This is a genomic window from Citrobacter sp. Igbk 14, from assembly GCF_028069825.1.
Classification (GTDB): domain Bacteria; phylum Pseudomonadota; class Gammaproteobacteria; order Enterobacterales; family Enterobacteriaceae; genus Citrobacter.
Genome location: NZ_JANEWM010000126.1, coordinates 1 through 3,219 on the forward strand (window position 1 = coordinate 1; position 3,219 = coordinate 3,219).

Below are 3,219 nucleotides of genomic sequence, written 5' to 3' on the forward strand. Positions count from 1 at the left end.
AAATAAATTCATAGTTTGCAAAAAGTGCTATTTTTATTTCATGGTTGATTGATGGGCGTTTTTCCCCATTGCTTAGGGGGAAATATATCCCATTAATATTAAATGTTTGAAGTGAATTGTATTTTAGCAGGGGAATGTTATATCTTTTACTTCTGTTTTGATTTTCAACTTTGTGTGTGAGACACAATATGTGATAGTGTTGTGATAATCGTAAGTATCCTGCCAAAACGAATCATTCACTTTAAACCTTTACTGACATATTGGTTATATATTCTGAGAAATTTATAGTGCAAAAGGCTCGGTGTACAGACTTACGCCAGCCCAATCAAGCCGTAGTGCTTTAGTTTTGGGGCTTAGGTATGGTGGAAAAAAGCGACTCGTTAAGCTTACTGAGCTCTATGTATTTCAGGAGTCGGTCAGTAAGTTAACGATCCAAGAGGCTCATCAATCATAAGAGATGTATCTATCTCGATAGTATTGATACGGACGTTGTACGTCCGTATCAATCTTGCGAGACTCTCACGGATTTTATCGCCGTCATAAATAGCAATCTCTTCAATATTGTTACCGATGAAAGTTTCAGCTGCCTGGATGGCTATCAGTTCAGACATACCAACGTTATCAGCCAGCTGGCGTGCTGCAATGACCTTGCTTTCAAGAGTTAGGATGACCGGCCTGTAGCCTGCGCGTTTGATTTTGATACAGTGTTAAATCAATTTCTCCATAGGTGCGGTGGTCACTTGGAATGCAGTCGTACCCACCTGAAAGGCCCCTTCACGGTCAATGTGTGGATCATTAGCATTGGCCCTGCGACTACTGATTTTAACATCTAGGGAAACGTAGCTGATGTTTGGCTTCGATAAGATTCTGTAGCACCGCCTCAGTGGGGTTGTCAGAACATTCCGCTGCCGCCTTAAGAATATCGCCTACTAGAGATGAAACTGGTTGATTGTAATCCCGGTCGACCGTTACTCTATGTTTATCCGGATAATTTTGGCGTACACATTAAGTGAAGAAAACTTCAAAGTGATTTGAAACAGATGTTGTATTCACTGGCTCAATTACATTAATTTGAGTGTTGTTCAGCACATGTTGAAACGCAGCTGTAAGGAAGATGATACAGCCAAGATGTATCCTTCATTATGGGGATTGGCGCGATGACCACCACGGCTTAGCCCGATTGATTATTTGGAAATTGATTAGAATGCATAATCTGGGCTGAGCTCACTTAAAGTCTCTAATGTTTGACTCGGAGATTTGGGGGGCAGTGGCTTTCAGTTTTGTTAACTCTAACATCTGGTTTACGTTCCTTTTGGAACAAGGAGCAGAGGTCTGCTAAGTAATGGTTGTACTGCTTGTGATAGGTATGACTGCATGTTCAGCGAGCAAGAATGGCTTAAAAGTTCTGTTACTGAGCACCCCATGAAGTTAGAACGATGTCATAACGTGCACGTAACCGTTGAACTGTTCTCTTACAGATAATCTCTACATAGCTATTATTGCTTAGACGGTAGCTATGTAGATGGTTTTTGTAATATTATATTAAAAGTTCATACAGCGACTATAGCATCATTGCGAAAAATATCAGGAGGTGAGTTTAATGTTACGAAAAAGCAAACTTACAGAGATATATAAAAGGTTTGGTTTTACTGAAGAAAATACAGGTAACGAAAGTATTGCTGTATATTCTATTAAAACAGGGCACTACCATAACGCGGACATACTTCCACTAAATAATGAGGTTAATGTAAATCAAACCTTTGAAGAATATAGGCAGTTAGGTTATGCATGTCAAATTAAAAAATATCAGTCTTATGAAGAAGCACATAAGGAATTATTTAATGGCTTCTTTAGCGTCGATTCAACTAAAGAAAGGTTGATTAAAGATTATAATACTTTCACAGATTCAATTGTAAAAATTCACTCACCTACTGCAACTTATTCCTACATAAATTCAAAATATTACTTAAATGGTGTTATTGGCGAAGCTAATGTTGTTACGGAAATATTAGAGAGAATACAAGATAGGCGTCCAATTCTGTTTTTGATTGAGGCTGCAGCCGGTTTTGGAAAGACTTGCACGGCGTATGAATTATTGAGGGAGATTATAGTTAACAATATAGGGAAAATACCATTATTTTCAGAACTATCAAGGAATAGGCAAGCAAAAATATTCAGGTATGTACTATTAGATGAAATTGATAGAAGTTTTCCTTTGTTAAGCTCAGCCTTAGTAAGGAATGAAATAAGAGCAGGAAATGTACCAGTTATACTTGACGGGTTTGATGAACTATTGCATGAAAGTACAAACGGAATTGAAAATAATTATGAAAAAACAGAGCCAATGCTGGAAACAATAAGTGAGCTTCTAACTGATAGTGCAAAAGTGGTTTTGACAACTCGAAGAACAGCTATATTTGACGGAGATGAATTCCATCAGTGGATAGCATCACATCAAGAAGATTTTGATGTGATAAGAATAAGAATTCATGAACCACAAATTGAAGACTGGCTTCCAGGTCAACGTTTAGATGAAATTTCATCGACAGGATTTCCTCTTAACAAATTATCAAACCCTGTACTGCTATCATTTCTAAGATGCATCGACGACACCGACTTTAATAAAGTTATAAGCGACCCAACAACTATAGTGAGGAAGTATTTTGATTCAATGCTTGAGCGAGAAAGAAAAAGACAAGATTTATTAATGTCTATTGAAGATCAATATACTATACTAAAAATAATAGCTGACGACATGGTCGAAGGTAACTACACATCTGAGTCTAGAGAGTATATATCGTTAGTCATAACTGAAAAGAATCAACAACTCTTGGATGCTACAAGAAAGCTTTATACTGTAGATGAAAGACCAACTACTGACGAATTAGTTAATAAATTAGCATCGCATGCTCTATTAGATCGGTCAGGCTCAGAAAACCAAGGTATTGGATTTGTTAATGAATTTGTTCTTGGTAATTTTGTTTCTGAAAATATTATTAATGATAAGTCAAATGAATGGATTGGTGATAAACGTTTTATAGAACCAGCTGTGCAATCTTATATGCCGAGGATCGATGATGAAAAAGAATTACTTTGGCATAGCTTAGAGTTTGCTTTATATTTTATGTCAGGTAATGATAAAATCCTTTATAGTCATTTGCTTATAGGAAAAGTTCCATTAGATTTAAAAAATGATAGTGTTGAGCAATTGTCTATATC

1 protein-coding gene and 2 pseudogenes are annotated in these 3,219 nt (G+C 36.6%); 1 reads left to right on the forward strand and 2 read right to left on the reverse strand.

The window, feature by feature from the left end; all coding sequences use genetic code 11:
• Positions 1 to 416: 416 nt before the first annotated feature.
• Positions 417 to 896 (reverse strand): annotated as a pseudogene (locus NNN64_RS23435) (DUF4928 family protein).
• A pseudogene (locus NNN64_RS22655) lies at positions 823 to 993 on the reverse strand (DUF4928 family protein); the annotation flags it as partial. The pseudogenes NNN64_RS22655 and NNN64_RS23435, both read right to left, overlap by 74 nt.
• 607 nt (positions 994 to 1,600) lie before the next feature.
• Here NNN64_RS22655 and NNN64_RS22660 point away from each other — a divergent pair.
• Positions 1,601 to 3,219: NACHT domain-containing protein (locus tag NNN64_RS22660; protein WP_271442861.1), on the forward strand; the 1,619-nt coding region annotated here is incomplete at its 3' end.